Annotated in this window: 20 protein-coding genes and 2 pseudogenes; 9 read left to right on the top strand and 13 right to left on the bottom strand. The window is 42.2% G+C overall.

The features are described from left to right. The first annotated feature begins 20 nt into the window (after positions 1-20). Positions 21-2,990, top strand: a complete 2,970-nt coding sequence (locus tag PO830_RS03700; protein ID WP_272852180.1) for a tail fiber domain-containing protein — start codon at positions 21-23, stop codon at positions 2,988-2,990. An 8-nt stretch (positions 2,991-2,998) separates the two neighbouring features. On the opposite strand, the gene PO830_RS03695 is transcribed toward PO830_RS03700, so the two are convergent. The 3 genes from PO830_RS03695 to PO830_RS03685 all read right to left on the bottom strand — a co-directional run bounded on the left by PO830_RS03695 (position 2,999) and on the right by PO830_RS03685 (position 6,112). Beyond that, a complete protein-coding gene (locus tag PO830_RS03695; protein WP_272852179.1) occupies positions 2,999-3,358 on the bottom strand; it encodes a DUF4174 domain-containing protein in 360 nt (119 codons plus the stop codon). Positions 3,359-3,446: 88 nt separating this feature from the next. Further along, positions 3,447-4,676: an NAD(P)/FAD-dependent oxidoreductase gene (locus PO830_RS03690; RefSeq protein ID WP_272852178.1), complete on the bottom strand. Its 1,230-nt coding sequence runs from the start codon at positions 4,674-4,676 to the stop codon at positions 3,447-3,449. Next, on the bottom strand, positions 4,673-6,112 hold the full coding sequence (locus PO830_RS03685; protein ID WP_272852177.1) for a pyridoxal phosphate-dependent decarboxylase family protein: 1,440 nt from the start codon (positions 6,110-6,112) through the stop codon (positions 4,673-4,675). Before PO830_RS03685 ends, PO830_RS03690 begins: the two co-directional genes overlap by 4 nt. 97 nt (positions 6,113-6,209) lie before the next feature. Between PO830_RS03685 and PO830_RS03680 the strand changes: the two genes are divergently transcribed. The 7 genes from PO830_RS03680 to PO830_RS03650 all read left to right on the top strand — a co-directional run bounded on the left by PO830_RS03680 (position 6,210) and on the right by PO830_RS03650 (position 14,827). After that, a complete protein-coding gene (locus tag PO830_RS03680; RefSeq protein ID WP_272852176.1) occupies positions 6,210-7,241 on the top strand; it encodes an endonuclease/exonuclease/phosphatase family protein in 1,032 nt (343 codons plus the stop codon). Positions 7,242-7,290: 49 nt separating this feature from the next. Beyond that, positions 7,291-8,637 carry a sugar porter family MFS transporter gene (locus tag PO830_RS03675; protein ID WP_272852175.1) on the top strand — a complete coding sequence of 449 codons (1,347 nt, stop codon included), beginning with the start codon at positions 7,291-7,293 and terminating at the stop codon, positions 8,635-8,637. Beyond that, positions 8,630-9,520 (top strand): carbohydrate kinase family protein, encoded by an 891-nt coding sequence (locus tag PO830_RS03670; protein ID WP_272852174.1) that lies wholly within the window; start codon positions 8,630-8,632, stop codon positions 9,518-9,520. The genes PO830_RS03675 and PO830_RS03670 overlap by 8 nt, the downstream gene beginning before the upstream one ends. A gap of 178 nt (positions 9,521-9,698) precedes the next feature. Further along, complete coding sequence (locus PO830_RS03665) at positions 9,699-10,604, top strand: DUF6607 family protein (protein ID WP_272852173.1); 906 nt, start codon at positions 9,699-9,701, stop codon at positions 10,602-10,604. A gap of 4 nt (positions 10,605-10,608) precedes the next feature. After that, positions 10,609-12,114, top strand: a complete 1,506-nt coding sequence (locus PO830_RS03660; protein ID WP_272852172.1) for an ankyrin repeat domain-containing protein — start codon at positions 10,609-10,611, stop codon at positions 12,112-12,114. A gap of 1 nt (position 12,115) precedes the next feature. Then, entirely contained in the window at positions 12,116-12,601 is a 486-nt protein-coding gene (locus tag PO830_RS03655) for a DUF2271 domain-containing protein (RefSeq protein WP_272852171.1), read from the top strand. A 9-nt stretch (positions 12,602-12,610) separates the two neighbouring features. Continuing rightward, positions 12,611-14,827: a PepSY domain-containing protein gene (locus PO830_RS03650; RefSeq protein ID WP_272852170.1), complete on the top strand. Its 2,217-nt coding sequence runs from the start codon at positions 12,611-12,613 to the stop codon at positions 14,825-14,827. A gap of 166 nt (positions 14,828-14,993) precedes the next feature. On the opposite strand, the pseudogene PO830_RS14825 reads toward PO830_RS03650, so the two are convergent. Next, positions 14,994-15,224, bottom strand: a pseudogene (locus tag PO830_RS14825) (GIY-YIG nuclease family protein); the annotation flags it as partial. Between the two features lie 381 nt (positions 15,225-15,605). Here PO830_RS14825 and PO830_RS03645 point away from each other — a divergent pair. Further along, positions 15,606-16,820 (top strand): site-specific integrase, encoded by a 1,215-nt coding sequence (locus PO830_RS03645; RefSeq protein ID WP_272852169.1) that lies wholly within the window; start codon positions 15,606-15,608, stop codon positions 16,818-16,820. Positions 16,821-16,854: 34 nt separating this feature from the next. Here the strand turns inward: PO830_RS03645 and PO830_RS03640 are convergent, their stop codons facing one another. From PO830_RS03640 to PO830_RS03600, 9 genes and pseudogenes are all read right to left on the bottom strand, one after another. Beyond that, complete coding sequence (locus PO830_RS03640; protein WP_272852168.1) at positions 16,855-17,625, bottom strand: zinc-dependent peptidase; 771 nt, start codon at positions 17,623-17,625, stop codon at positions 16,855-16,857. 16 nt (positions 17,626-17,641) lie between these two features. Beyond that, a complete protein-coding gene (locus tag PO830_RS03635) occupies positions 17,642-17,854 on the bottom strand; it encodes a heavy-metal-associated domain-containing protein (RefSeq protein WP_272852167.1) in 213 nt (70 codons plus the stop codon). A 23-nt stretch (positions 17,855-17,877) separates the two neighbouring features. After that, positions 17,878-20,136, bottom strand: coding sequence for a heavy metal translocating P-type ATPase (locus PO830_RS03630; RefSeq protein WP_272852166.1), 2,259 nt, complete (start codon positions 20,134-20,136; stop codon positions 17,878-17,880). Between the two features lie 226 nt (positions 20,137-20,362). Further along, positions 20,363-20,776 carry a DUF6691 family protein gene (locus PO830_RS03625; RefSeq protein ID WP_272852165.1) on the bottom strand — a complete coding sequence of 138 codons (414 nt, stop codon included), beginning with the start codon at positions 20,774-20,776 and terminating at the stop codon, positions 20,363-20,365. Positions 20,777-20,778: 2 nt separating this feature from the next. Then, a complete protein-coding gene (locus tag PO830_RS03620) occupies positions 20,779-21,336 on the bottom strand; it encodes a YeeE/YedE family protein (protein ID WP_272852164.1) in 558 nt (185 codons plus the stop codon). A gap of 13 nt (positions 21,337-21,349) precedes the next feature. Continuing rightward, the gene (locus PO830_RS03615; protein ID WP_272852163.1) at positions 21,350-22,681 is read right to left on the bottom strand and encodes an MBL fold metallo-hydrolase; all 1,332 of its coding nucleotides are present in this window, start codon (positions 22,679-22,681) and stop codon (positions 21,350-21,352) included. Between the two features lie 92 nt (positions 22,682-22,773). Beyond that, positions 22,774-23,673, bottom strand: coding sequence for a sterol desaturase family protein (locus tag PO830_RS03610; RefSeq protein WP_272852162.1), 900 nt, complete (start codon positions 23,671-23,673; stop codon positions 22,774-22,776). Positions 23,674-23,675: 2 nt separating this feature from the next. Further along, positions 23,676-24,479 (bottom strand): sulfite exporter TauE/SafE family protein, encoded by an 804-nt coding sequence (locus PO830_RS03605; protein ID WP_272852161.1) that lies wholly within the window; start codon positions 24,477-24,479, stop codon positions 23,676-23,678. 60 nt (positions 24,480-24,539) lie between these two features. Continuing rightward, positions 24,540-25,168: pseudogene (locus tag PO830_RS03600) on the bottom strand (Crp/Fnr family transcriptional regulator). Positions 25,169-25,251: the final 83 nt, after the last annotated feature.

Genomic DNA, 25,251 nt, shown 5'->3' with positions numbered 1-25,251 from the left:
TATGCTTCAATCTATTTATTATGAAGAAAGTATGTTTTCTATTGCTCTGTATTACAAGTTTTGGCTTTTCACAGGTAGGCATTAACACCACCTCACCTGACCCCTCTTCTGCGCTTGATATTGAAAGCACCGAAGCGGGTATTTTAGTGCCGCGAATGACCGAAGCTGATAAAAATGCCATTCCTTCCCCTGCCAACGGACTTCTAATCTACCAAACCGATAGTTCCATTGGGTTTTGGTACTATCAAGGAGGGGCATGGACTAAAATTAGCGATAGCGCGTCCTCCAGTGGCGAGTTTTCGAGCCTCTCCGGGATTGTTCAAAACACGACTGATGTGAATAACGATGATTTCGTGTTTGGAGACACCGACCTTCAAGGAAGTGGCACCAAATTTTTCTTTGATAAGAGTAAAGGAGCTTTCAGAGCAGGAAACGCCACAGGAACCGAATGGGACGATGCCAATGTAGGTACTAACTCAGTAGCGCTTGGTTTTGGGAATACGGCGGCTGCGGATGGTAGTTTTGCGTTTGGTTCGTTTGCGACAGCAGACGCGGATAATTCGGTAGCCTTCAATGGCGGACAAGCAACCGGTATCTTCAGCTTTGCTGGAATCAACGGAATCGCTTCCGGTCAATCTTCTATCGCATTGCTTGAAGGGCAAGCCTCCGGTCTCAATAGCTTGGCCATTGGTATCGGAACTACGGTAGCCGCTGAAAGAGGTATCGCATTTGGAAACAATAACACGATCGATAGCGGCGCAACAAACGGACTTGCTTTTGGGGTGAACAACGAAGTTTCAGGCATCAACGCCATTTCCATAGGAAACAACAACTTTTCAACAGGAGAAGCAAGTTTTACCTTCGGCTCCTTCGGAACGGCGTCTGCGTTAAATTCGGTTGCCTTCAATGGAGGACAAGCCACCGGAAACTTTAGCTTCGCGGGAATCAATGGCATCGCTTCCGGAGAATCGTCTATCGCATTTCTCGATGGGCAAGCCTCCGGTCTCAATAGCTTGGCCATTGGAATTGGAACAACGGTAGCCGCTGAAAGAGGTATCGCATTTGGAAACAATAACACGATCGATAGCGGCGCAACAAACGGACTTGCTTTTGGGGTGAACAACGAAGTTTCAGGCATCAACGCCATTTCCATAGGAAACAACAACTTTTCAACAGGAGAAGCAAGTTTTACCTTCGGCTCCTTCGGAACGGCGTCTGCGTTAAATTCGGTTGCCTTCAATGGAGGACAAGCCACCGGAAACTTTAGCTTCGCGGGAATCAATGGCATCGCTTCCGGAGAATCGTCTATCGCATTTCTCGATGGGCAAGCTTCAGGTCTCAATAGCTTGGCCATTGGAATTGGGACGACAGTTGCAGCAGAAAGGGCCATCGCTCTGGGTAGCGGAAATACGATCGGCAGTGGGGCGACCAATGGATTGGCATTTGGTTCTGCAAATGAAGTTACCGGACTCAACGCTGTTTCCATAGGAAACAACAACTTTTCAACCGGACAGGCCAGCTTTACCTTTGGCTCCTTTGGAACGGCGTCTGCGTTAAATTCGGTTGCCTTCAATGGAGGACAAGCCGCCGGAAACTTTAGCTTCGCGGGAATCAATGGCATCGCTTCCGGAGAATCATCTATCGCATTTCTCGATGGGCAAGCAGCCGGACTCAATAGCTTGGCAATTGGTATCGGAACTACGGTGTCGGCTGAGAGAGCAATCGCTCTGGGTAGCGGAAATACGATCGGCAGTGGGGCGACCAATGGATTGGCATTTGGTTCTGCAAATGAAGTTACCGGACTCAACGCTGTTTCCATAGGAAACAACAACTTTTCAACCGGACAGGCCAGCTTTACCTTTGGCTCCTTTGGAACGGCGTCTGCGTTAAATTCGGTTGCCTTCAATGGAGGACAAGCCGCCGGAAACTTTAGCTTCGCGGGAATCAATGGCATCGCTTCCGGAGAATCGTCCATCGCATTTCTCGATGGGCAAGCAGCCGGACTCAACAGTTTGGCTATTGGTATCGGAACTACGGTGTCGGCTGAGAGAGCAATCGCTCTGGGAAGCGGAAATACGATCGGCAGTGGGGCGACCAACGGATTGGCATTTGGTTCTGCAAATGAAGTTACCGGACTCAGCGCTGTTTCCATTGGAAACAACAATTTTTCAACAGGAGAAGCAAGTTTCACGTTCGGATCGTTTGGAACGGCTTCCGGACAAAATGCCGTTGCCTTTAACGGTGGTCAGGCTACTGGCGACTTTAGCTTTGCTGGGATCAACGGAACCTCGTCAGGAGAGGATAGTGTCGCTTTAGGCGAGGCAGCAGTGGCCTCGGGAGCAGCGTCATTTGCACTAGGTAATGATGTTCAGGCCTTTTCCTTCAGAGAAACGGTTATTGGCTATGGCAGCGCAAGTTACACCCCTAGCAGTACCACTGCAATAAACGCATCGGACAGATTATTTGTGGTCGCCAATAACACTGGCAACAATGCGCTGAACATTCTGAAGAACGGACGTACAGGTATTGGGAGAATTCCAACCACCAACGTATTTGAGGTAGAAGGTGACGCTTCAAAAAATTCTGCAGGAGATTGGGCGGCCAATAGTGATCGACGATTAAAAAAGAATATTGCCACCTTTTCCGAAGAAAAAGCCCTCTCGCAATTATTAAAAATGCGAGGTGTTACTTATGAATGGAATGATGATAAAACAGGCAGCAAAAGACCGGAAGGCGTTCAGTACGGTTTTATCGCGCAAGAACTTATGGAAGTGTTTCCGGAAAATGTGGAAAAAGATAACCTTGGATACTACCAAACGGCCTATGGGACGTATGACGCGTTATATGTGCAAAGCATCAAAGCATTGGTCGGAAAAATCGAACGCCTGGAAGCAGAAAATGACACGCTGAAAGAAGAAATTGAACAGATTTATAGCCTGCTCAAATCAATGGAGCTCGACGAGCTGCAAGCCAAGGAGAGTCCAAATTAGGCAAACGATCAATTTTTAGTTCGCATTTCGGCACGTCGCATGGGCATCTGATCGATCAATTCGTAGAATTTTTCCAAAGAAACAGGAGTTTCCGAAGAAAACTTGACCCCACCGTCGAGTCCAATAAGCCGTACACTAAATCCATTAGTCTCTTTGGGAGGCGCTCCGGTAATCGAGGCTTTGGTGAGTGCATTTCTACAAAAGCTATCGGTGCAATGTAGCACCAGCAATTGACGCTCTTTCCTTCCGGCCTCATCTTTTGTTACCAGGTCGATTTGCGTAGTTGCCTTGGCATCTTCAAAGGTTTCCGAAGTAATACAAATGATACGATGCTCCCATTGTAATTCGGGAAATTGTTGTGCATTCATATGAAATGAAATTAGTAGAAATAACAAGGGAACAATTCTCATGGAGGAAATGTACAAAGGAAAACACATTTCTTCCGTTAAGATGTTCCTAAAGGCCAGCGCTAGTAATTGCCGATGCCACCATAAATCCTCCTGTCCAGGCGTTTTGAAAATTGAAGCCTCCCGTGATGGCATCGATATTCACTACCTCACCTGCAAAATACAATCCCGGATGGAGCTTACTTTCAAAGGTTTTAAAATCTATTTCTTTTAGATCGACGCCTCCTGCGGTCACAAACTCTTCTTTGAACGTACTTTTTCCATGCACCTGAAACTCCGTTATCGTAAGCATTTGAACCATCCGTAGCATTTGTTCTTTGGTAATGTGTGCCCAAATAATATCTTCGGAAACCCATGCAGCCTGAAGCAGATTCTTCCACAACCGTTTTGGCAACTCGAACTGTGGATTGTTATGAACCCGCTGTTTGGCAAATCGCAGCTTGCAGTCAGTTAGCGTTGCTAGCACGTCTTCATCAGATAGCTCCGGCACCCATCGTACGCGTATTCTAAAATGATAATCCATAGTAGCCAAATGACGAGCTCCCCAAGCCGAAAGTTTTAGAATGGCTGGACCACTCATTCCCCAGTGTGTAATCAACAAAGGCCCTTCACTTTCTAAGAGCACACTGTTTTCTTCGGAAAGCATCTGAACCGTCGCATTAGTGGATACTCCGGGTAAATCTGAAATCCGTTCGTCGTCTATGTTAAAAGTGAATAAGGAGGGTACTGGCGAAACGATAGTATGTCCTAATGTTGCTAATACGTTCCAGAATTTCGGACTGCTCCCTGTGGCGACTACCAGACGCTTGCAAGTGTGCGTATCCGCTTTGGTCCTTACCGTCCAACCGCCCACTTCTGAGATTATTTCCTGAACCCCAGCGCCAAGCGCTACCTGCACGCCTAATTGTTGTGCCGCTTCCGTAAAACAATCAATGATGGTTTGTGAATCGTTGGTGACAGGGAACATCCTACCGTCTTCCTCGGTGTGTAGCGTAACACCACGCGCTTCGAACCATGCTACGGTATCGCCGGTCATGAAGGAGTGGAAGGGCCCCAGCAATTCTTTTTTCCCTCTGGGATAGTTCTCGCTGAGGGGCTTCGGAAGAAATTCTGCATGGGTCACATTGCAACGTCCGCCACCGGAAACCTTCACTTTTGTGAGCACTTCCTTGCCGCGTTCTAATATCAACACCTGAAGCGACGGATTCATTTCTGCGATATTGATCGCTGTGAAATATCCGGCTGCACCTCCTCCGATGATGATTACATCTGCATTCATGCTTCTAATTTCGCCTGGCCAAATTGCGCACACAACTGTAACGTATCTTTTACCTCTTGCAAAGTGGTTCTTGGGTTGATCAAACACATGCGCAACACGATCTGCCCGTTGAGTACAGTCGTAACCAGCAGCGCTTCCCGAGAGGCAACCACTTGTTCAGAAATATGCTGATTGAGTTGGTCGAGTTCCTTTTCTGAAAGCTGAGCTTTGATGGGATTATACCGAAAATTGATCACCGCTAAGGTAGCGGGAGAGATCACTTCCCAGCGTGCGCTTTTCCGAAGGTATTTTTCGGTGGCTTCTGCCAGATCGATATTATAGGTCACCGCTTTCCGAAATGCTTGCAGTCCGAATGTCTTAATCGACATGTAAAATTTCAAAGCGCGGAACCTACGTGTGAGTTGCACCCCGTGGTCGTAAAAGTTAATTTCTGAAGTATTTCCCTCCACATCCCGCAGGTATTCAGGTTTTTCCGTAAAGGTATTCTTCAGCCATTTGTGATTCCGAACCAACAAACAACCCATTTCGTAGGGCTGGTAGAACCATTTGTGAGGATCTACGGTCAACGAATCTGCTTTCTGGATGCCCTTCAACAACTTCTTCCCGTCTTTCGCCAAAATCGCGGCTCCACCGTAGGCACCATCAATATGAAACCATAGGCCTTCTGCCTTACAAATTTTTGAGATTTCGGAAAGGGGATCCACCGTTCCGGTATTGGTAGTTCCTGCGGTACCAATCATCAAAAACGGCTGTAAGCCTTTCAGTTTATCTTTGGCGATGGCATTTTGCAGTTTGTTCAAGCCTATTTTAAACTCAAGATCAGTGGGAATGATTCGAATTTGTTCTTTGCGGAATCCTAGAATCCGAATGGCTTTGATGTTCGAAGAATGCGCTTGATCGGACAAATAGATCACCGCTTTTGAAAAATCGTCTCCACACTTAATACGTCGTGCCGTTACGATAGCGGTAAGATTGGCCATACTACCGCCACTGGTAAAGATACCGCCTCCCTTTTTCGAAGGGAAGCCAAAAATTTTTAATAACCAATTTATGGTCACTATCTCCAATTCTGCCGCCGCAGGAGAGGCTGCCCATCCTCCCGAAAATATATTGAATCCGGTAGCCAGCGTATCGGCCATAGCGCTCACGTAATTGCTGGGTCCGGGTACAAAAGAAAAGGATTTGGGGTGTGAGACGATGGTACTCTGCGTCATAACCTTTTCCAACACGAAATTCAATACTTCTTCGGCATCCGAACTTTTTTCAGGGGCTTCTTCCAGAAACATAGAGTCCATTTCTTCGCGGGAAGCAAGCGCTACCGGAAGTTTTTCGCGTTGTGTGGCGGTATGCTCCACAATCGCATCTACCACCCGATACCCATAGGCTCGCATGGCCTCGGTTTCCATTTCCAGGGTCGCTTTCTTGTTGGGAATCATGCTGTATTCGTTTAGGCTGCAAAAATAAAGGTTTCCCTACGTTTTCTTTAGGATTATGTAAACATTCTCCCAATTGAAAATTGAGTACTTTTGACCCGTGATACTGTATATACTCATACTCATCTTTTGTATCGGTTCGTATCTACCGGCCCTAAAAAATCCCCACTGGTTTTTTAGAACTCCGGATTTTATCCGACTCCAAACCATCGTTATTCAATTCCTATTGCTGGCGTTGTTCTTTGTGTTTGAAACGGAATATCAACTGTTTAGCATTGCCGTGCTTGTCTTTCTTGTCGCCACCCTTACGTACCAAATTGTGAAAGTGTTTCCGTACAGCTCGTATTATCCTAGAAGCAAGCCCAGTTTTCCAAGTTCGGGTTCCTTTTCAATATTGGCGGCCAATGTTTTGCAAACCAATTCCGACTACGAAAAATTTGTATCACTCGCCCAACAATACGACGCCGACCTGGTGCTTACGATGGAAAGTCACAAAGAATGGGAGCGCGGTCTATCACCACTGCAAGAACAGTATCCGGAAATGATCGCCTTGCCTCATGACAATTTCTACGGCATGCATCTGTATTCTAAAATTCCATTGCCAGACGCTGAGGTAAAGTATTTAGTGGAAGAAGATGTGCCGTCCCTATTTTTCAACTATCCGATCACGAAACACCAGAATGTGTTTGTGGCCTGTTTGCATCCCGCCCCGCCCAGTCCGACCGAAAATGAAACCTCCAAAGAACGCGATGCAGAATTGATGATCGTGGGTAAAAAGATTCGTGAGATTGAAGATCCTGTTGTAGTGTGCGGCGATATGAACGATGTGGTGTGGAGTCGCGTCACCCGACTCTTTAAAAAAATGACCGATATGATAGACCCTCGAATTGGCCGAGGCTTTTTCCCTACCTATCATGCCGGATATCGTTTTATGAGATTTCCGCTAGACCATTTATTTCATAGCAAAAGCCTGTTTGTGGATGTCATGGAGCGCACCGAGAGTTTTGGAAGTGATCACTTCGGAATGTATTATGAGATCCATTTAAAAACACTTCAGAAGAAAGAAACTGCACCTCCATTAAACGGTGATGAAAAAGAGGAAATCGAGGAGATCACGGAAGCTGTTTCCTAACTTCAGCCATAAATTTCTATATTTAGCCTTCTAACCAACAGCACTTTCCATGAAAGACATTACCAAGTGGAGTATTACGGTCGCTTTGGCCGGATTTCTCTTTGGGTTCGATACCGTTGTCATCAGCGGGGCCAACCAACCTATTCAACAATTATGGGATACGTCTCCGCTCTTTCACGGAACTTTTATCATGAGTATGGCGCTGTGGGGCACCGTGTTGGGCTCCTTATTAGGCGGAATCCCTACGAAACATTTGGGAAGAAAGAAAACCTTGTTTTGGATTGGGATCTTATTTTTTGTCTCAGCCGTAGGATCGGCCCTTGCCACAGGACCGTATTTGTTCTCGTTCTTTCGGTTTATAGGCGGTATAGGAGTTGGTATTTCTTCTGTAGCGGCCCCCATTTACATTTCAGAGATCACTACCGGCGAGAATCGAGGCCGACTAGGAGCCTTGTACCAGTTTAATATTGTCTTCGGAATATTGGTGGCATTTATTTCTAATTGGTTGTTAGAAGGTGTTGGTGGTGAACATGATTGGCGATGGATGTTGGGCGTCGAAGGAATTCCTGCCTTGGCGTATACGTTAATGGTTTGGAAAGTACCTAATAGTCCGCGGTGGTTATTGCTTCAGCGAAAGGATCGGGAAGGCGCCTTGGCAATCTTACAACGAATCTATCAAGATGAGGAGGCCGAAAAACATTTGGAAGACATTCAACGAGACGCGAACAAACCGAAACGTAGCGACCAACTTTTTCAGAAAAAATATCGAAAAGTAATATGGATGGGCTTTCTGTTAGCCTTCTTCAACCAGCTTTCAGGAATTAATTTTGTACTCTATTACGCCCCACAAATTCTGGAGCAGGCTGGCTTGGGCGGTGAAGAATCCTTGTTCAATTCTATTGCCATTGGAGCGGTGAATTTGATCTTTACGCTGATAGGCATCCGACTCATCGATCGGTTGGGTCGCCGTCAATTATTAATTATAGGTTCTATCGGCTACATCGTTAGTTTATTTATGGTGGGCTATTGCTTTCAGGCCGGACTCAGTTCGATCCTTCTGCTCACATTTATCTGTACGTTTGTGGCAGCCCATGCCATAGGGCAAGGCGCTATCATCTGGGTATTTCTTTCTGAAATCTATCCAAACCGGGTACGGGCCTACGGACAATCCTGGGGTACCAGTACGCACTGGGTGTTTGCCGCCTTGATCACCTTGCTCACCCCCTTCTTTATCGACGGTAGCGAAGGAATCTTTAGAGATCAATTAGAAGTTATTTATTACTTCTTCGCAGCCATGATGGTCTTGCAACTGTTGTGGGCGGTATTAAAAATGCCGGAAACCAAGGGCGTTTCGTTAGAAGAACTCGAACGTAAACTTATTCCAGAAGATGAATAAACCGAAGATAAAAATCGGTTGTTTTGGAGAAATCCTTTGGGACGTCTTTCCGCATCAGGAATTGCTGGGAGGCGCGCCCTTAAATGTAGCGCTGCGCCTTCATCAACTTGGGGCTGATGTTCATATGATCAGTGCTGTAGGCGATGATCCCCTGGGAGCTAACGCCCTACGTATCATTTCGGAACGCGGTATGGGTACGGAAGGTATACAAATACATAAAAAATTATCCACGGGTGCTGTCCACATCAGCCTGAAAGAGGGAAATGCCAGCTATACGTTTGAGGATCCTTCGGCCTGGGATGGCATTGAAATGAATCAAAGTTTGCGGAACAGGGTTTCGCAACAAGAGGCGCTTGTTTTTGGCTCTTTGGCGCTACGACACCCCGCCAATCGAATCGTCTTGAATGAACTTCTGGTGAAATCAGCGTACCCGGTCTTCGATATTAATCTTCGACCACCCTATACATCGAAAGAGGTCATTTTGGAGATGCTTCCAAAGGTTCAATTTCTAAAGATGAACGAAGAAGAATTGGGCGAGGTTTCGGCCTGGTTAACGTTACCTTCCACAGACGCCGAAAAGAATATTTTAAAAATCGCCAACAGGTTTGAAATACCTTCTATTTGTGTTACTCGAGGCGATCAGGGAGCGATACTCTACCACAGTAATCGTTTTTTTTATCACAGTGGATTTCGCGTAAAGGTTGCCGACACCGTTGGAGCTGGCGATTCTTTTCTGGCCGGGCTGCTCTTCCAATTGCTCACCAAAAACACTCCGGAAAACGCCCTGAGATACGCCAGCGCGTTGGGTGCCTTAGTCGCTTCCAAAGAAGGCGCTAATGGCAAGGTTTCTTCCGAAGAAATAATGGCCCTGTTAAAAGCGTAACCATAGTTCGTCTAGCGATTCCCATAAGTTTCATTACGTACTCTTTTGTATCAATATAGGATCGTTGCTGCGGCAGAGCAACGATAATTTTACATAAATTTTTTCTTTATTGTTATTTAGAATGAATTAAAATAATTAGTTTTGTGGCGGTCATTTTAATTTTTAAAGAGCCCTTATCATGAAACAATCCCTACATCTTTTGATCGCCTTCTTCATCGTTTGTACGATGCATGCTCAACAATCCAAAAAACAACTCGATCGTGATGCGATTAAAGAAATGTGCGGTTGTTTTGAAGTCACCTTCAACTTCGCTGAAACATTCAATTACAGCGACGACAGCCTCTACAAACCTTCAAAAACCAAAGTAGACAAAGGATTGGAATGGGCGCAACTAGTAACCGACCAGGAGGATTTGATTTCAATTCAGCATTTGTTATTGGTTGGGAGTCCAACATCTCCTCACATCGTAAAACACTGGCGCCAGGATTGGTTGTATGAAAATACTGACCTCTATACCTATAATGCCAACAACCAATGGACCTATCGACGCCTTTCACCCACTGAAGTAGCCGGGCAATGGACCCAAAAAGTGTATCAGGTAGATGACAGTCCGCGGTACGAAGGTTCGGCCACTTGGGTTCACGTGGATGGCAAAAGCTATTGGGAAAATACGGCCGATGCTCCCCTTCCGCGCCGTGAATATACTACGCGCAGTGATTACAACCTTACCATTCGCGGAAATCGTCAAGAGATCACCGAAACCGGTTGGGTGCACGACCAAGACAACGATAAAGTAATCCGTTCCGAAGGCAAAGAAGACGTTATCCTTGCCAAAGAAAAAGGTTACAACACCTATGTACGCGTTCCTGATAGTCGTTGTGCAGCCGCTGCTAATTGGTGGGCTGAACACGGTGAAAAATGGGCTAAGGTACGTGCTAAGTGGGCCGAGGTGTATGGTAGAAACCAAGACCTTGTGTTGGAGGAGAAAGTAGACAATAAAGTACTGTATAAATATTTGTTTGGAGAAGGCTATGAAGAAGCTACTGCCATTAACACTATTATTGAATCATTCGTTAAAAAATAATCTTATGAAATTATTTCCTTTTCTTTTTGGCTGTTTCTTTATGGTGACAGCCATTGGGTTTGGGCAAACCGAAAACATCTTTTTAAATCGTTCTTTTTGGAAACAACAACCGGATCTGGAAATGGTTCAGCAAAAGGTGGCGGAAGGCCATGATCCAACGGCGATGACGCCCCATGCATTTGATGCTGTGATCTATGCCCTGTTAGAAAAAAATGATCCTAAAATCATTAAGTATCTGTTGTCCTTTGACGGTAATCCAATTGATAAAAACACCCACGATAGCCGTAATTATCTACATTGGGCAAGTTATGCGGGTACTATTGAAACGGTAAAACACCTACTCGACAGCGGAATATCAGTAACCAAACGAGATAGCCATGGCTATACTCCCCTAGCCTTCGCTGCTAATGCGGGACAGATAAATCCAGCCCTCTATGAAGCCTTCGAGAACCACGGAGTTTTAATCACCGAAGAGACCAATGAGCATGGAGCTAATGTATTATTGTTGGTCGCGCCTTCCCTTTCTAATGAAACCGAATTAAACTATTTCCTCAACAAAGGCTTCGACCTTCATAGTACAGATGCCGATGGAAATGGAATTTTTAATTACGCTGCTCGAAAAGGGTCTATTGATTTTTTGAAACTCCTGGTTGAAAAGGGAGTCTCTTACAAAACTACTAATAAGGTGGGAGGCAACGCTTTCTTATTTGCCGCTCAGGGAACACGTGGACACGAAAATTCTATGGAAATCTATAGGTACTTACAAGGATTAGGCATCGATCCCAATATTGTAACAGAAGACGGGTATACCCCTTTACACCGCTTGGCATATGCTTCTGAAAATGAAGAGGTCATCAAGTTTTTCCTGACGAAAGGGGCCGATGTGATGCAAGCCGATGAAGATGGGAATACGCCCTTTCTCAATGCGGCGTCACGAAACAGCTTGAACGTTATAACCTTGCTAGCAAAACATGCTACTTCCCTAGAAAAAACCAATAAAAAAGGACAAAATGCCTTGATGCTGGCCACTCAGAATAATCAACCGGAAGTCGTGTCTTATCTATTACAGCAACCGGGAGGAAAAAAGACAGTTCAGGCGGTGGATGCTGATGGAAATAATCTAGCGTATTACTGGGTAGCTTCTTACAATCCGAAAAATTTGGAAGCCTTTCAGCAGAAACAAGTGATATTACAGCAAAATGGCGTGGATTTTACCCAAAAACAAGCAGAAAATAACACCTTATTGCATCTTGCGGCAGGCGCCAATGATGCTGATTTGTTGCGACAAGTAGCCTCCTTCAACCTTCCTGTAGATGCTAAAAATGACAACGGACTGACAGCACTTCATATTGCCGCCATGAGAGCGACCAACGAGGCTACCCTTAAATTACTCTTGGCTCTTGGAGCCGATGCTTCTATTACTACGGATTTCGAGGAAACGGCATTGGACTTAGCCCAAGAAAACGAATTGCTACAATCTAAAAACGTATCCCTGAATTTCCTGAAATAATATGAAAAACGTTCGCCTCTTATCTATACTACTAGTTACCGCGTTTGGTTTTATGGCAGCCACCAGTACTTCGGAAACACAACCGGTAAAATGTCTTATCCAAATGACCAATTATACGGGAGAAGGCGCCTATATCGTGGTATCCCTTTTGGATGCTTCGGGAGCCTATGAAGAAACCTTATACGTACGTGGGGAAGATCCCGAGTGGTACAGTGAAATCCCAGAATGGTGGAAGTTCTACGGAAAACACCGCCCCAATATCGATGCTATTTCCGGAGCGACTATAAGTGGTGGAGAACGGGCTATTTGCGTTTTACAGATTCCGGCGAGTAAAATAGATGCCGGCTATCGCTTGCGTTTTGAAACCTCGGTCGAAGATCAGGAGTATTACAGCGATGACCTTGAGTTTCCGTTAACCACAGCCAACTTGAAAAGTAAGCAAGAAGGACATGGATTTATTCGATATGTGCGCATGTTACCACAATAAAAGCGACGTATGACAATCTCCATCTGGCGTTATAGTCATTTTCTCCTAGCTGCTATTGCTTCCCTGTTCTTGCTCCTGGCTTCGGTTACCGGAGTCATTTTGGCCGTAGAGCCCATCCAACATCAATTTCAGGGATATGCCATAGACAACCTGGAAACCATTTCGACAGGAGATGCCATTACCCTCCTCCAAAATAGTCACGAAGAAGTATTTTCCCTCACTGTTGAGCCTTCTGGATTTGTAAAAGCTTCGGTATTGACCACTGACTTAGAAACTGCCGAAGTATATGTAGATCCTCGAACGGGAGCTACCCTTGCTCCCGTTCCGGAGCGTCCCGATCTCTATCGATTTACCACCAACCTACACCGCTCCTTATTTTTAAAAACCACGGGGCGCGTGTTCGTAGGCGTCGTTTCCTTTTTGCTATGCCTTATCGCCATCACCGGCTTTGTCCTCTTACTGAAGCGCCAGGGAGGAGTCAAGCGTCTGTTTTCGAAAGTTCAAAAAGATTACTTTGAATTGCGGTACCATGTGGTCCTAAGTAGATGGATGTTTCTGCCCATTCTTATTGTGGCGGTTACGGGAGTCTATCTCTCGATTGAAAAGTTTGGATGGTTGCCTCAGACGAATGCTCTTCAAACCACTTCTGAAGAAGTTGAAATCACTTCCGTCTACGCCAAGCCGGCCGATCTTCCCATCCTGCAAGAGATTACCTTAGACCAGGTACGAACCATTGAATTTCCCTTCTCTGACCACCCGGAAGAATACTATCAATTGTCGCTTGTTGATCGTGAAATTCGGGTGAATCAACAAAGCGGAGCTCTTTTAAGCGAAGCGACCTACCCCTTTGTTGATTTAGCTTCCCGATGGAGTTTCCAACTGCATACTGGCGAAGGAAGCGTGTGGTGGTCTGTAGTATTACTCTTGGCTAGCGCATCGATCGTGTTTTTTATGTATTCGGGCTTCGTGATGTCATGGCGGCGGTTGAGAAGCAAGAAAACACCGTGGGTGACGCGACCTGCTTCGGAAGCAGACATGATTGTAATGGTGGGTTCCGAAACCGGGAGTACCTACAACATAGCCACGCGCTTTTGTATAGCTGCGGAAAAAGCGGGTTATGCCCTCCACCGATGCGAGCTTAATGCGTATGCCGAAGTGTTCGAACAAACCGACGGTTTTAAGAACATCAAGCAGATTTTGATCTTAACGGCCACTTATGGCAAAGGAGAAGCTCCTACCAACGCCCGAAAATTTGAAGCCCTCGTTCGCTCGCTACCGCCAAAACACACTGTTGCCTATGCTGTTGTTGGTTTTGGGTCTTTAGAATATCCAGACTATTGCCAATTTGCGATAAGGGTTGACGAATTGCTTGCCTCCATAGACACTTTTGAACGCGCGCACCCGCTCTATAAAATCAACAACGCGAACACCGCTGAATTTGACCATTGGGTTGCGAAATGGCAGCAACCGTTACCGCATTCCTTCGTTGTTGCCCATCCCAAAGGGAAAAAGAAACAAATAAAGCAACATTCTTTTACCGTCATGGAGCGCACACCCTTAAATGTTGACGACACCTTTTTGCTGCGATTACGGCCTAAAGAAACACTTCGGTTTGTTTCGGGAGACCTCTTAACCGTGCTTCCGAAAGGGTCAGAAATCGTACGGCAATACTCCATTGCCAACATCAATGGAGATATTTTGCTGAGCATCAAAAAGCATGAATTTGGACGTGCATCCTCACAATTGTTCGAATTGGAGCCAGGAGAACAATTGATAGCAAGCCTTGAGATCAATAAACAGTTTCATTTTCCGAAGCACTGCAAGGAAGCCATATTCATTGCCAACGGAACTGGCATTGCCCCTTTTTTCGGAATGATCGCGGCAAACCCTAACACCAAAATTCATTTGTTTTGGGGCGGCCGAACCGAAGCTTCCCTTGCCCTCTATCAACCGATTCTGGCGGAAGTTTTGGCAAAAAACCCTCATTATACACTCCATAGCTGTAGTTCCAGAGAAGGCAGTAACAGGTACGTTCAGGATCTCCTTCACACAGAAACCGCTTTGGTCCAGCAGGTGTGTAGCAATGATGGGGTTGTCATGATCTGTGGTTCGTTGGCTATGCAGCATGATGTGTTGGACGTCTTAGACGCACAATTGGAACAACACCCTGATTTGAGCCTGGATGTCTTAGAACATCAGCAACAGTTGAAAATGGATTGTTATTGACGGTAATTAATGTTGGAATCCGTGTGGATCTTATGAATTGAAAAATAAAAAAAGCCTCCTTTTCGGGAGGCTTTTTGTGCGGCTGAAGGGTTCCGATAGGTATCCAAACGAACCCCCACGCCTTGCGGCAATAGATCCTATCCCGATTGCTATCGGGACTAGCATATCATGCATAGCGGGAGACCAGTTTTTCAATCATCTCTGGATACTTTCTCAGATTCTGGATGTACTTTTTACTTTTCATGCTCTTGACATGTTTTTCAATGGCTCTTGCTTGCCGGTATTCTAAATTTTCAATTTCTAAGTAGACTTCCCAGTCAGCTGTTTTTTTGGTATAAGCGTTTCGGTAAGTGCCATTCAGGTGCTCCTGAAATCGCATTTCAAAATTCTTACAGCTTCCTGTGTAGAAACGTTACAGTTTTTGTGAATATAGAATATATACGGAGGCCATAACGAAAAAACCAGCCATTTACGGCTGGTTTTTGTGCGGCTGAAGGGAGTCGAACCCCCACGCCTTGCGGCACTAGATCCTAAGTCTGGTATATATTGCACCAATAAAACATAAAATCGCTCATATTCAATGACTTATGTTTTTAATCATTTTATTTAAAGTCAATTAATATCAGTTAATATCAACATTTGTTGTACCTATGTTGTACCTAAAAAGCCCAATAATTTTGTACCTTTATCAAAGGTATAAACCAAAAATTGAGCAAAAATCACAATGTTGTACCTATGTTGTACCTGATTTGACTTTCGTACTCAAAAAAGGTCAATTATGTCATCAAACGCTAAGATAGTTCTACGCAAAAAACCAAACAGTAAAGGACTCTACCCTTTAGCCATTCGAATCACAAAAAATCGTCGTTCAACATATCAATATGTTGGTCATTATATCGATTTAGAAGATTGGGACGAAAAAAATATTCGAGTAAGAAAATCTAATCCTAATGCTGATAGTTTAAATAAACTGCTATCAAAAGAACTCTCAAATGCAAATAAAGCATTGATTGACTTGCAATCCGAACATAAAGATGCGTCTGCCAATCAAATCAAAAAAGAGATTTATGCCTCGGGAAATTCTTCTACCTTTTTCGAACTAGCTCAAGAGCATCTTGACGAATTGGAAATTGCTAAAAAGTTGAATCGTCTTTCAACTGATAGCGCTTTGATTAGCTATATCATAAAATTCAATAAATCAAAGCAGCTCGCATTTCAGGAAATAGATGAACGCTTTCTTAAAAAGCTGATGTTACATTTAAAATCTAATCACGGACTCTCAGAAACATCGGTAATGAACGTCTTAGTTCTCATTCGTTTGTTATTTAATAGAGCCATAAAGCTAAAGATAGTTAGTAGGGAATTATATCCTTTTGGTGGCGACAAAATTAAAATTAAGTTTCCAGAAACGAGTAAGGTTGGTTTGAATATTATTGAAGTAAGAGCTATAGAAGCTCTTGAAAATTTGACATTAAGCGAGGTTCATACGCGAAATGTTTGGCTCTTTAGTTTCAATTTTGCTGGGATGAGAGTTACCGATGTATTGTTAACAAAGTGGTCTGACATTTACGACAAAAGGTTGCATTATAGAATGAATAAGAATTCAAAATTATTGTCATTAAAAATACCTGATAAGGTTTTCAAAATTTTAGATTACTACAGAAAAGATAAAAGATATGCAACAGATTTTGTTTTTCCCGAACTGAAAAAAGCAAATCTCGATAATGCCAAAGATGTTTATAACAAAAGAAAGACAGCTACCAAGAAATTTAATGATAATCTAAAGTCTATTGCTAAAAAGGCAAAAATAGATAAGAAAATCACAATGCATATTGCGAGACATACCTTCGGAAATATAGCTGGTGATACCATTCATCCTTTGATGTTGCAAAAACTGTATCGCCATAGCGATTTAAAAACCACATTGAACTATCAAGCTAATTTTATTCACAAAGAAGCAGATGATGCTTTGAATAGTGTAGTTAATTTTTGAAATAATATTTCTAGTCCAAAACATACTGTTAACCTTAAGCGAGTTTCTGTTTAAAACAATCAACCAACATACCATAAAGTTCAGGATGTTTTCTTTTGAGTAAATCTGGTCGCTCAAAAAAATATTCTGATGCAACCGCAAAGAATTCTGCTTGGTTGGTACCACCATATTTACGAATGTCCGAATGGTTGTCGTTAATTGCTTCCATTTCCTTATGGATTAGATTTAACCACGGTATGGCATATTGGTGCTGCAATAATCGTTCTGGTACACCATCCGTTCTGTCATCAAGTTTATCTATCAGGTGTACAAATTCGTGGATCCCAGTATTGTTTTTATCACTCTTATTTTTAAAACCGTGATATAATGCCTTTTTAGACAAAATCATTTGCTTTTCAAATCGACCGTTGCCAACAATTCCACCAATGTTACGTGATTTATCCCTACTGCCAAATTGCATATCCTCATTAAAATTATCTGGGTACAAGAGAATTCCGCTTAAATTGGTGTAGTGCCATTCTTTAAAACCAAATACAGGAATTACTGCACTCGCAGCGATTAAAATTTTATCGAGCTCTTCCAATTCTAATTTCACACCATCAATATAGACTTCACTCAGAAATTGCATCATTCGCTGTTGAAAAACCTTTTGCTTCTCTTCTGAAAGATTACTATAATAATGTACATTCTCTAGTAATAGCCCGTGCCAATGTTCTGGAAATGGTTTAATGCTATGACGTTGCGCTTTTCTATAAAAATGAATCGCAAATAGAAGAATTACAACCGAAATTAAAATGTAAGCCATATTAAACTAAAGAGTATTAATCTACAGCTTCTGCCTTGAAGCCCACTTTTTGCAATGTGGCTTTTACATCTTCTTTGGTAGCACCATCGCTTTTTATTGTTAGAATTTTATCTGGGTTTACAGTATCCACTTCCCAGCTTTCAACACCTTCCTGATTATTTAAGAATGGTGTTACCTTTGATACACAACCGCCACAATTAATGTTTGTTTTAAATTTTAAGGTTTTCATTTTATTTTAATTTATAATTAATATTAAAGTTTTATCCTTTTTAACCTTAAGCTATTTGCAACTACAGAGACACTACTAAATGCCATTGCTGCACCTGCAATCATTGGGTCTAACAAAAAGCCATTTATAGGGTATAACACGCCCGCTGCAATTGGGATACCTATAATATTGTAGATGAATGCCCAAAATAGATTTTGACGGATTCCCAGTACCGTTTTTTTTGATAGTGCCAATGCTTTTGGAATGGATTGTAAATCTGAGGTTATCAATGTCATTTTTGCAACATCCATCGCAATATCGGACCCCTTGCCCATAGCGATACTTACATCGGCTTGCGCCAAGGCGTTGGAATCGTTGATGCCATCGCCTACCATAGCTACTATCTTACCATCAGACTGCAATTTTTTCACAAAGGCTGCTTTATCCGATGGCATTACTTCCCCTTGGAAATTTGCTATTCCCACTTGTTGGGCTACGGCTGATCCTGTCTTATTATTATCACCTGTGAGCATATAGACATCAATGTCCCTTTCCTGAAGTGTTGCAATGGCTATTTTTGAAGTTTCCTTTATTTTGTCTGCAATAGTAAGTATCGCTAATACATCTTTATCATTACCAAAGAATATGACGGTTTTTGCTTGCTCTTCAAGACTTTCTGCTGTTTGCATCAAGGAAGCATCAATTTGTATATTCTTCTCAAGCATTAGCTTATGGTTTCCAATATAGTATTGTGAGCCATTTTCTGTTTTAGCCTGCACACCTTTACCCGTAATACTTTCAAAAGAAGCAATTTCAACTTTTTCAATATTTTCTTCTTTAAAATGATTAACAACTGCTTCCGCCAAGGGGTGTTCAGATTGGGCTTCTATTGCTAACAAGAACTGTTTTAAATCAACCTTATTTTCAAGTGTACCTTTCCAATGTATATCGGTCACCAATGGTTTTCCCTCGGTAATAGTGCCAGTTTTGTCAAGGATGATAGCATTAACTTTATGACCGAGTTCTAAACTCTCGGCATCTTTTATAAGAATATTATTTTCGGCACCTTTGCCAATACCCACCATAATAGCAGTAGGTGTAGCCAACCCTAGGGCGCAAGGACAGGCAATGACCAATACAGCGACAGAAGTCAATAGAGCTTGAGAAAACGCATTATCACCTCCCATAGACATCCAGACGATGAAGGTAACAATGGATATCCCCAATACGATGGGAACAAATATTCCAGCAATTTTATCGACCAATTTTTGTACGGGTGCTTTGCTACCCTGTGCCTCCTGTACCATTTTTATGATTTGGGAAAGCAGGGTTTCACCTCCAACTTTTTCTGCAGTAAATTGAAAACTACCTTTTTGATTGACAGTACCAGCAAATACCTTCTCTTCTCTGGACTTTTGTACTGGAACAGGTTCACCCGTAATCATACTTTCGTCTACATATGAGCTTCCTTTAATAACTTCCCCATCTACGGGAATCTTTTCTCCAGGGCGGACTAAAATAGTTTGACCTACTTGCACAGCCGAAATAGGAATTTCTTTTTCTTCCCCATCATCAATAACTTTAAGCGTTTTAGGTTGTAGTCCCATTAATTTTTTAATGGCAGAAGAAGTATTCGATTTGGCCTTTTCTTCCAGTAATTTCCCCAAAGAAATAAAGGTAATAATCACTGTCGCCGCTTCGTAATAAACGTGTGGCTCAATAGCACGATTTAACCAAAATTCCGGAAATAAGGTATTGAACACACTAAACAAAAATGCAATACCCGTACTTAAAGCCACCAAGGTATCCATATTCGCCTTGCCACGTTTGGCCTGTTTGAAAGCATTGATAAAAAAACTACGCCCAAACCAGAAGAGAATGGGAATAGCCAATACCAAAGAAATCCACCTACCAGATTCCCATTGCATAAAGAACATTCCAAGTATGAAGATGGGCAGTGTCAGAATAGCTGACCAAATGGTACGGTTTTTAATGTCTTGGTAATGCTTTTGCTGAAGCTCTTGTTGTGCTTCCATTGGGTCTTCTGCATCGATAATGATATCATAGCCCACTTCACGCAGTGCGTTCTGAAGTTTTTCTTCAGAAATGGTTTCATCGTAATCGACTAAAACCGAATTGCTGGCAAAATTTACGATGGCCTTGTTTACGCCATCGGTATGGGAAAGAATCGACTCAACACTGCTGGCACAGGCGGCACAGGTCATACCCGTAACTGGAAAGGATTTTTTTATTCCTGTTTTTTGTTCTTTGGGTTTGGCATTGAATATGTTGGTTGCTTCCATTTTATTACTCCGTTTTGTATTTCACAAATTTCGGAATAAACACGGGAAAGCTGTTACGTTATTCGCTGAAAGAGTTGTAGAATTTGCTCGCTAAATATACTGTCAAACTATCTTTAATACAATCAAAACCGACTAAGATGATAGTTGTTTGAAATACATTCCATTTAAAATATTGGTATTACCTCACGTTTATATTCAGACCCATATTAAATAATTTTTTTGATATTTAATGTGGCAATTTATTTTTTATAAGACCATATAAAAAAGTACCTACAACTGCACCAAAAATTACCATAAATATCGACACATACCCCGCACCTGCCAGCACATACATTGGCCCTGGGCAAACACCTGCCAGTGCCCATCCCAATCCAAAGATAATTCCACCTATTAAATATCGAGCAACACTATTATCTTTAGGCTTTAGACTCATTTCACTTCCGTCAAGCGGTTTAATATTTTTTCTTTTGATTATCTGAACGCCAATAATTCCAAGCACCAAAGCTGAACCTATTATGCCGTACATATGAAAGCTGCCAAACTGGAACATCTCGTAAATACGAAACCACGATGCTGCCTCGGATTTATACATTATAATTCCGAAAAAAATACCAATTGCTAAATAGGTGATATATCTCATTATTAAAATATTAAGGGGTAAATTAAATGTATCATTACCAGCCCACCTATGAAGAAGCCTATGGCAGCTATAAGTGAGGGCAACTGCAAATTACTTAATCCGGAAATGGCGTGTCCCGAGGTACAGCCTCCTGCATATCGTGCCCCGAAGCCCACTAAAAGCCCGCCCATTAAGAGTACCGCTATGATAAATGGGTCGCCCAAAGCATCTGTCGCAAATATTTCTGGTGGCAGATAACTTTCTCCAGCACTTAGAATGTTATAATCTTCGGAAAGTTGTTGTGCGATTTCAGGTTTGATTTCTACCGTATTGTTGCTCATATAGTTTGACGCTAAAAAACCGCCAATAATGGCGCCAAAAACGACCATTAGGTTCCATCGCTCTGCTTTCCAATCAAATCTAAAGAAATCAGCTGCTTTTCCTGCTCCAACTGCTGCACAAGCCGTGCGTAGGTTTGATGACATCCCGAATTGCTTTCCTACGAACAATAAAAGGAACATTACAAGTGCGATAAGTGGTCCCGCTACATACCACGGCCAAGGTTCATAAATCCAATTCATAAGCAAGGTTTCATTAATTTTTAAAATCTTTCACATCATCACTTAAATCATAAACCTTTACACTTTTCAATTGTTTTTCGAGAATACTGCTTCCCGCTGCGCTACGGTATCCACCTGCACAATGTACCACGATGGGTTTATCGGTTGGGATTTCCTTTGCAGTATTTCTCAATTCATTTAGCGGATGCGACAGAGCGCTTTTAAAAAACTTTCCTTCATTTACCTCGCTATTATTGCGTATGTCAACAATGGTGTAATTGTTTGGATTTTCCTTGAAATCGGCTAAATCCAATTTTTCAGTTTTCACTAGATTTTTATCAGAAAGCGTGATAACTTTCGTAAGCTGTTTTTCATAGCCTATTTTTGCCACTCTATGTAATAACTTGTCCTTATTCCCCTCGGTATCGATAACCAGTATGAATTCCTCTTCTGGCTCTACTATGGAACCTAACCAGGTTTCAAATTTTGCATTGTCTGAGGTTGCCTGAATATTGATGCTTCCTTCTAAATGTCCATTTTTAAATTCGCTCTCATCCCGCATATCAATAATAAGGCCCTGGGCCGTCGCATTATCTTCGAAAGGAATTTTTTCCAAAGCCGTTTCCACTACTTCGGCACCATCTTTATTAATATCTACGTTGTACCCAAAATAAGAAGGGATAAAGAGTTGTCCTTCAAGAATAGTATCCATAAATTCCTGCTTCGATTGTTCTTTAAAGGCCCAATTGCCCATACGCTCATTACCCAAAGTGCTGCTATTGGCATCACTCATACTCTTACCACAAAGCGAGCCTGCACCGTGGGCTGGATAAACAAGGGCATCATCAGGCAGTCCCTTGAATTTATGGGTGATGGTCTCATACATCATCTCAGCAAGTTCTTCACGTTTGGCTTTCATATTTCCCGTCTTTTCCCGCAAATCTGGACGGCCTACATCGCCTATGAATAGGGTATCGCCTGTAAATAATGCTGTATCATTGGCATCGGTCGCCACAACGGTTATACTATCTGGCGAGTGTCCAGGTGTGTTTATGGCTTTAATAGTAATTTTTCCTAATTGAATGTCATCGCCTTCATCAAATGATTGATGCGGATAGTCGGCTCCCAGATTTTTACTATTATAAATCGTTGCTCCGGTTTTTTTATGGATTTCAAGATGTGAGCTTACAAAATCAGCGTGTGGGTGTGTTTCGATTACCGCAACGATTTCTGCGTTGTTCGCTTTCGCGAAAGCATAATATTGCTCTGGATTGCGTTCTGGGTCTATTATGGCCACTTTACCTTCGCTTTCAATTGCATAGGAATAGTGGGCAAGTGGCTTATATTCAAATTGCTTGATATTCATACTTATTTAATTTTCTTGTAATATTAAATAATATCAAAACCAATTTCGGTAACAATTGATACACAAGAATAGATTAGGCCAGTTGAATAGACTTACGAGTTATATTCTTTTTGATTATTTGTACTTTGAATAAATGGATATTTAAGTTGTCCCCAAAATGTTTTTGGAAAATTTGCGTCGTTTTCAAAACCCAATTCTATGTCGCGACCACTTCTGGGAACATAGGCCGTTCCAAAAATATAATCCCAAATGCTAAGTGTAAGGCCAAAGTTCATTCCGTAGGGATGTGATTCAGGCAATTTTTTGGAATGATGCCAAATATGCATACGAGGATTGTTGAATATATAGCGCAATTTTCCATAACTCCAGTCAAGGTTTGCGTGGTTGAGATGACCTATAAAAACGGCAAACATATGTACCACAAAAAACTGCTCGATACCGAAACCTATCATAGCCAAGGGGATGTACTGAATGGATTTATACACGATAGTTTCTAAAAAGTGAAACCGAAACTGTGCCGCAAAACCCATTTCCTTGACACTGTGGTGCACTTTATGAAACTTCCACATCCACGGTACCCTGTGCAGCATCCTATGCACGTTCCATTGTATAAAATCTGCAATAATGAACATTATTAGAAGCTGCAACCATACAGGAAGTGTTTGCATCTCTATAGCCACTATATTTTTTATGCCAAAAAGGCCTAAGAAATCATTAAATAGTTCTACACCCACATTAGAGAGTGCATTATAGCCAATCAAGGAAAACAAGAAGAAATTAAAAAGAATGTAAAAGGCATCCAGAAAAAATCCCTTTCTCAAAATAGGTTGCTTTTTTCGCCAAGGAATAACAATTTCCAATAGAAATACAAGTAAGGACAACCCTATGAGCCAATAAAAATAATTGGTCCAAGATGGATTGGTTATTTCTTGAACAAGGTAGTTGTAATACCCTGAGAAAGATTGTTTTATTATTTCAATGTATTTTTCCATAGTTATTGTTTGGCAATTTCCTTATAGATAATATAAATGCCCATTACCAACACGAACCAGCCAAACCCTTTCTTTAATTTTTTTCCATCGATAAATTTATTTAGCCATATACCAATAAAAATGCCAATTATTGAAATTCCTGTAAAAATAAGCAGGAATGGCCAATCAATATCTAAATTTTGAACATCTCCCAAAAAGCCAATCAAAGATTTAATGGCTATAATCAAAAGTGAAGTGGCCACTGCTTTTTTCATAGGCAACTTTGCCAACAGAACCAAAGCCGGAATAATCAAGAACCCACCGCCAGCACCTACGATACCTGTTATGGCTCCAACTACGAGTCCTTCAACAATAATAAGCGGGTAATTATAAGTAATTTTCGTTTCCTCATCTGTTTCCTTACGTTTATTTCGTATCATCGAAACGGAAGCCAATAGCATTATGATAGCAAAAAACAGCATAATGGCCAGATTCTTAGTGACCATAAAATTGCCTATTTGAAAGAGCTCTTCGGGTATGGCAGGAATTAGAAAGGCTCTGGTAAGATATACTGCTATAAAAGCAGGGATGGCAAAAATGATAGCGGTCTTAATATCCACCATTCCCTTCATAAGGTTTTTAATGGCACCCACAAGAGATGTTATACCCACCACAAACAATGAGTAGGCTGTACCCATTACAGGATTAAGTGAAAGTGCGTATACCAAAATAGGTACGGTAAGTATAGAGCCACCACCACCTATTAAACCTAAAACGAGCCCGATTATAAGTGCTCCAATATATCCTAATATTTTTACGATTTCCATTTGTCAAACCAATTATGGGACAAATGTACTTGTAGGTATATTTAATGTTGGTAACCGATGTTACAGGACTTCAATAAAACTACGATGTAACCTTATTTTATTGCCGTTTTCCATTTTTTTTTGAGTAGGCGCGATACGACCACACGACTCGTGTGCAAGTCTTGGGAAATTTCTTTATGAGTGGTGTAAATGTGCTTGCTGTTCAAAATTTGGGTTTTGTCTGCTATCAATTTTTCAAGTCGTTCGTCCATATTATTAAAAGCAATGTTATCAATGCTTTCAAGCATTTCCATCATACGCTTGTGATAACTTTCAAAAACAAAATTGCGCCAGGTTTTATATTTTCTCGACCATTCTTCCATTTTACCAATAGGTATCATAAGTAGCTTTGCCGGTGTTTCCGAAACAGCGTGGATTTCGCTCTTGGTATTTCCCATACAGCAGGTCATCGTCATTGCACAGGTGTCGCCTTTTTCAAGATGATATAGTAGTAACTCTTCTCCATCGGCATCGGGACGCATTATTTTTATGCTTCCAGAAAGTAATAATGGCATCGATTTTATAAACTGTCCAGGTTTTAATAAATCTTGCCCTTCGAGTACCTCCATAAAGGTTGCGACCTGTTGTATTTCTTTTATAAGTGCTGGTTCAAATGTTGAGCCATAGTGTAACTGTAGTGCTTTGTTCATTTTCTATTATTTTATTTTCTAAGTTAAAAATCTCTTTTTCATATTTCTACATTAATTAATTGCTCTAATAAATATATTAGTTG

The organism is Altibacter sp. HG106, assembly GCF_028561755.1.
Taxonomy (GTDB): domain Bacteria; phylum Bacteroidota; class Bacteroidia; order Flavobacteriales; family Flavobacteriaceae; genus DFVG01.
Note: the sequence above shows the minus strand (reverse complement) of the source record. Positions and strands in the feature narration are given on the sequence as shown.